The sequence below is a fragment of the uncultured Cardiobacterium sp. genome, from assembly GCF_938028185.1.
Taxonomy (GTDB): Bacteria; Pseudomonadota; Gammaproteobacteria; order Cardiobacteriales; family Cardiobacteriaceae; genus Cardiobacterium.
Genome location: NZ_CALJAH010000247.1, coordinates 1 through 4,884 on the forward strand (window position 1 = coordinate 1; position 4,884 = coordinate 4,884).

A 4,884-nucleotide genomic window follows, 5' to 3' on the forward strand; every position below is an offset into this window, starting at 1 on the left:
CAAACCGAAATTCTGCTTTTTCAATTATTTGCTGCCCTCACCCCAGCCCTCTCTCTTGCTGCGCAAGCAATACTTGTCGCTACGCGAGCTGTTCCAGTCTCCCGTTGCGGACTTCGCCTGCAGGAGATGGAGCATTTGAATATCCCCTTAACATCCACCAACCCACTATACATACACCATAGTCGCTACCCCGTATGTAAATCACCCCTTTAACCACCATGCCAAAAACCCTACTCCTCGGCAGCAGCACCCTCCTCATCCTCCTCGCCTGCCATTACCTCTACCGCGCCTCACCGCAACAACACTGGCCGGGCGCGCCACCCGATCCTGCCCGCGCCCGCCGCCTCGCCTGGCGTTACGCCCTCGCCGCCCTGCTGCTCAACACCCTCACCCTCAGATCCGGCCTCATCCTCTACCTGCCGAGCCTCGCCGCCAATTTCCTCGTACTGCGCACCGACAAAAGCCGCCGCCGCGCCTGGCTGGACAGCCACAACCTGCTCGGCATCACCAGCCTGCCCTTCCACCTCATCATCGCCGCCACCACCGTCGTCTTCGCCTTTCACGACCTCATCTACGACGGCATGGACACACTCCTCCCCGAAGCGCAGCGCATGGGCGGCTACGCCCCCCGCCCTGGCGGCGAGCCCGTCCCGCCCGACTTGAGCCGCCTCAAACTACCGGAAGAACTACAAACCCTCGCGCAAAAACACCGCGCCGACTACCGCGCCGACAGCATTACCTACCGCAACCTTGACCGCCCGGCGCTGGCAAGCGCCTACCAGCTCGGCAGCGTCGGCGGTATGCGCAGCGCCATCCACATCGCCAACCCCTACGACGGCCGCGAACGCTACACCAACCTTGCCACCGACCCCTACACCACATAAGCGACGGCTACTTTCACCTGCACTTTGGCGACTACGGCGGCAGCATCGTCCGCGCCGCCTACTTCCTCCTCGGCCTCATGGGTGCGGCGCTCTTCTACACCGGCAACCTGCTCTGGCTGGACAAACGCCCGCCCCGCCGCGACAAAACCGCCGCCGCATTGCCCGCCTCCCGCCAGGCCGCACACATCATGGCCGCGCTCACCCTCGGCATCAGCTGGGGCTGCATTGCCGGCATCGCCGCCGCCTTCCTCGCCGCGCGCTGGTTGCACCCGCTGCCGCTCGCCCCGCAAACCACCCTCACCTCCGCTTACTACACCACCTTCCTCGCCGCCATCGCCTACAGCCAATGGCAAGGCGAGCAACAGCGCGGTGCCACTCATCCGCCTGAGTGCCTGGCTGACCCTCGCCATCCCTGCCACCACCGCCCTGGGCGCGCTTGGCCTGCCGCCGCTCTTTGCCCGCAGCGACACCCTCGGCGTGGACGCGACCGCCCTTGCCCTCGGCCTTGCCCTGCACCACACCGCCCGCCTGACCGCCAAACGCCTTGCACTCGCCCCGCCGCATAGCATCTGGCATCACGCCCCAAACCAAAACCCCGGCCTCTGACCGGGGTTTATAGCCATCCAACGCGTAAAATTTTGCAGGTTGGGTCAAGCGTATTTGCCAATATTCCCGCCGCTCTGCCCCCTCCCCCTGTGGGGGAGGGTTGGGGTGGGGTTCGCCAGTTTTCCTACTGATGCCCAATAGTCATGGCCGACCCGCGAAACTTGTGCCTCGCCAGCAGATTACGAAGGGTCGGAAGGAGAAAGGCCGTGTTGTCTCAACCATTCAATGGCGTCGGCATAGTTGCGTTTGGCGGCACGACGCATATGCCTGACCGCCTTGTCCGGCTCACTCCGATATTCATAAATGATGCCCAGCCAATAATCCGACTGGTAGATACCCTGGGCGGCCGCCCGTTTGTACCAAACAACGGCCTGTTTCAAATTGCGCTTGGTGATTCTCCCCTTGCGGTACTCACAGCCCAAATTGTGCTGGGCGATGGCATAACCGTCCCGCGCCGCCTGACGATAGAGGCGCATGGCGCGTTCGGGGTCGGCGGCGACGCCTTCGCCGTCGGCATAGCAAATCGCCAGATTGTTCACGCCGTCAACATCACCCTTTTGGGCAGCGCGACTGTTCCAGTAAAACGCTTTTGCCGCGTCTTTTTTGCCCAGCCAGCCGTTGCTGTAGGCCAGCCCCATCTGCACCATGCTGCGCGCAGAGCCGATTTCGGCCGCCTCGGAAAAACAGCGCACAGCATTGACATAATCCCGCCCTGCCTTGAAGCGCTTGCCCTCCTCGTACAACGCCTCGGCGCGGCGTACCCGCCGCTGATATTCCTGCTGGCGCGCGCGGCGCAGCCGGGTTTTCTCCTCGTACTGGCGAACGCGCTGCTGTTTTTCCGCCGCGATTTGCGCTTTCCGCTCGGCCTTTTCAATGGCGCGTTCGGCGCGTTTTTCCTCGCGTTTTGCCTGTTTGCGCGCTTTCGCCGCCTGTTTCTCTTCCTCGGCAAGGAATTTGGCGAGCTCTTTCGCTTCCAGCGCGGCGCGCTCCTTTGCCGCCGCATGGGCGGCCTGGTCTTCGGCTTCGCGCCGGGCGCGTTCGGCAATCAACTGCTCCGGCAGGATGAAGGTGTCGTAGAGCCACTGCGCTACCGTCTCGGCGTGTTGCAAGTTGGCCGCCGCGTCGGCGGGGTCTTCGTGCAGGTCATGCACGGCCTGGTTGCCCTTGACGCGCAGCTCGTTGAGGGTGTCGATAATTTTTTCCGGCGCGAGCAGCTTGTAATCAAGCAGCCGCAGCACATCGAGCGGGGTATCCAACCCGCCGGTGTCCAGTTGCCAGCGCTCCGCCAAATATTGCAGCACCGCTTCGCCGAACTGGCGCAGGCGGATGAGGACGATATTGGGCTCTTGCGGATACAACGCCACCGCCGACTGCGCGAGTCGCGCCAGTTGCGGGGCATCTTCAAAATGATCAAGCAATGCTAATCGGGTAAACATGGGTTCTCTCTGGTTGTGAATGACTGGTGATGGTGAACAGCCCGCCCAGGTATTTATGCCCGGCGTTTTTTTTATTGTCGGTCATGAATGGCCGACCGGCAAACTTGTCGTCCGCTTGGTTTGTAGGTCGGGCATTTATGCCCGACATTTTTTGGTGTCGGCCATGAATGGCCGACCTACGAACTGCTTTGCGAGGATTGCTCTATAGCCCCCTACACCCGCTCACCCCGAGCCGCGACGATGCCGTTGCCCCATTGCATCAGCGCATTGAGCACCGGCACAACGCTGCGGCCAAAATCCGTCAGCGCGTATTCGCTGCGCAGCGGCGGTTTCTCGCCAAACACCGTGTGGCAAATCAGCCCGTCCGCTTCCAGTTGCCTGAGCTGGCGGTTCAGCGTCGCCTCGGTCGCGGCAAGCAAATGGCGGTGCAATTCGGCAAAACGTTTGCTGCCGTCCTGCAGATGATAAAGAATCACCGCCTTCCATTTGCCGCCGACCAAGTCCATCGCCAGACTGACCGGGCAAGGGTACACCTTGCCGTTCAGGCGGACAAAATCGCTCATACATTCGTCTTTCATATATAACCTGTTCAAAAGGATAGCTCTTGTTCCCCGGCAGACGCGCGCCGATACTGCCCGTCATACCCACACCGGAGAACCCCATGAAACCCCTCGTCGCCATCGCTGGCGCGACCAGCAAACAGGGGCGCAGCGTCGCCACTACCCTGCTGCGCAACGGACAATACCGCGTGCGCGCACTGACCCGCAACCCTGCTGCGCCGCAGGCACAAGCCCTCGCCCGCCTCGGCGCGGAAGTCGTCGCCGCACCCCTCGCCGTCGGCCATGATGCCGCCTGGCGTGCCGCCTTTCGCGGGGCGGACAGCGCCTTCCTCATGACCCCGCCGACCCTGCCCAATGACTCCGACGAGTTCCCCCTCGGCTGCGCCCTGGCCGATGCCGCCGTCGCCGCGGGCGTACCACACCTCATCTTCAGCACCCTGGAAAACGTTGATGCCATCAGCGCCGGGCGCCACTACGCGCCACATTTCACCGACAAGGCGCGCATCGCCGACCACATTCGCGGCCTGCCGGTGGCGCACAGCTTCATCCTGCTCGCCTTTTTCTACACCAACCTGCTGGAATACTACCTGCCGCGCCGCGAAGGCGACACCCTGCTGATGCCGGTTTACCTGCCCGCCGACTGCCACGCGCCCTTTGTTGATCCGCTCACCGCCACCGGCCCCGCCGTCGCCGAAATCCTCGCCCGCCCCGACCACTACCAGGGCCAAACCTTGCCCGTCATCGGCGACCTCCTCACCCCGCGCGAACTCGTCGCCACCTTCAGCCGCATAACCGGCATCCGCGCCGAATACCGCAGCGCCTACGAACGCGACGAACTGCTGCAATACTACCCCGCCTTCGCCGACAACGAAGCGCTGGTACAAGAGCTGCTCGGCATGACCCACTACGCCGCCGAATACGGCTACTACCGCCCGGAACGCGACCTTGGCTGGAGCCGCCGCATCAACCCCGCCGCGCTGACCTGGGAACAATTCCTGCGCGCAAGCGGCTGGCGTGGCGAAGCCGTGCATTACGGCGCATAAACCGCAAAAATCCCCTAAAATGCGCGCCCCATTCACAACAACGGAGACTCACACATGAGCGAACACCACTGCGGCTGCGGCTGCCACGAACCGCACCACGCCAACCACACGCACCAGCACGGCGCGGGCTGCGGCCACACCGCCATCAAGCACGACGGCCACGTCGATTACCTGCACGACGGCCACCTGCACCACCCGCATGGCGACCACGTTGATGAACACCGCATCGCCGTCAGCGCCACCAACCCGGACGCCTGCACGCCCGACCACCACTGCGGCGGCCACGAAGCCGGACACGTCCACGGCCCCGGCTGCGGCCACGAAGCCGTGCCGCACGGCAACCACATCGACTTTC

Annotated in this window: 6 protein-coding genes; 4 read left to right on the forward strand and 2 right to left on the reverse strand. The window is 63.4% G+C overall.

What is annotated here, in order from left to right; genetic code table 11:
• Window positions 1-218: 218 nt before the first annotated feature.
• Both Q0349_RS07130 and Q0349_RS07140 read left to right on the forward strand, forming a co-directional pair.
• Complete coding sequence (locus Q0349_RS07130; RefSeq protein ID WP_298080181.1) at window positions 219-884, forward strand: PepSY-associated TM helix domain-containing protein; 666 nt, start codon at window positions 219-221, stop codon at window positions 882-884.
• A gap of 369 nt (window positions 885-1,253) precedes the next feature.
• Window positions 1,254-1,490, forward strand: coding sequence for a hypothetical protein (locus Q0349_RS07140; RefSeq protein ID WP_298080183.1), 237 nt, complete (start codon window positions 1,254-1,256; stop codon window positions 1,488-1,490).
• Between the two features lie 179 nt (window positions 1,491-1,669).
• Here the strand turns inward: Q0349_RS07140 and Q0349_RS07145 are convergent, their stop codons facing one another.
• Both Q0349_RS07145 and Q0349_RS07150 read right to left on the reverse strand, forming a co-directional pair.
• On the reverse strand, window positions 1,670-2,926 hold the full coding sequence (locus Q0349_RS07145; protein ID WP_298080184.1) for a hypothetical protein: 1,257 nt from the start codon (window positions 2,924-2,926) through the stop codon (window positions 1,670-1,672).
• A gap of 212 nt (window positions 2,927-3,138) precedes the next feature.
• On the reverse strand, window positions 3,139-3,504 hold the full coding sequence (locus tag Q0349_RS07150; protein ID WP_298080185.1) for a helix-turn-helix domain-containing protein: 366 nt from the start codon (window positions 3,502-3,504) through the stop codon (window positions 3,139-3,141).
• Window positions 3,505-3,587: 83 nt separating this feature from the next.
• Here Q0349_RS07150 and Q0349_RS07155 point away from each other — a divergent pair, with 83 nt between their 5' ends.
• Together Q0349_RS07155 and Q0349_RS07160 are read left to right on the forward strand one after the other, a co-directional pair.
• Window positions 3,588-4,529 (forward strand): NmrA family NAD(P)-binding protein, encoded by a 942-nt coding sequence (locus Q0349_RS07155; protein ID WP_298080186.1) that lies wholly within the window; start codon window positions 3,588-3,590, stop codon window positions 4,527-4,529.
• 54 nt (window positions 4,530-4,583) lie between these two features.
• Window positions 4,584-4,884, forward strand: a 301-nt coding sequence (locus Q0349_RS07160; RefSeq protein WP_298080187.1) for a hypothetical protein, incomplete at its 3' end; no start/stop codon positions are given.

What these genes read in the sequence shown, in the direction of transcription:
- Q0349_RS07130 (WP_298080181.1), top strand. Translation starts at nt 219, where the DNA reads ATGCCAAAAACCCTACTCCTCGGCAGCAGCACCCTCCTCATCCTCCTC.
- Q0349_RS07145 (WP_298080184.1), bottom strand. Translation starts at nt 2,926, where the DNA reads ATGTTTACCCGATTAGCATTGCTTGATCATTTTGAAGATGCCCCGCAA.
- Q0349_RS07150 (WP_298080185.1), bottom strand. Translation starts at nt 3,504, where the DNA reads ATGAAAGACGAATGTATGAGCGATTTTGTCCGCCTGAACGGCAAGGTG.
- Q0349_RS07155 (WP_298080186.1), top strand. Translation starts at nt 3,588, where the DNA reads ATGAAACCCCTCGTCGCCATCGCTGGCGCGACCAGCAAACAGGGGCGC.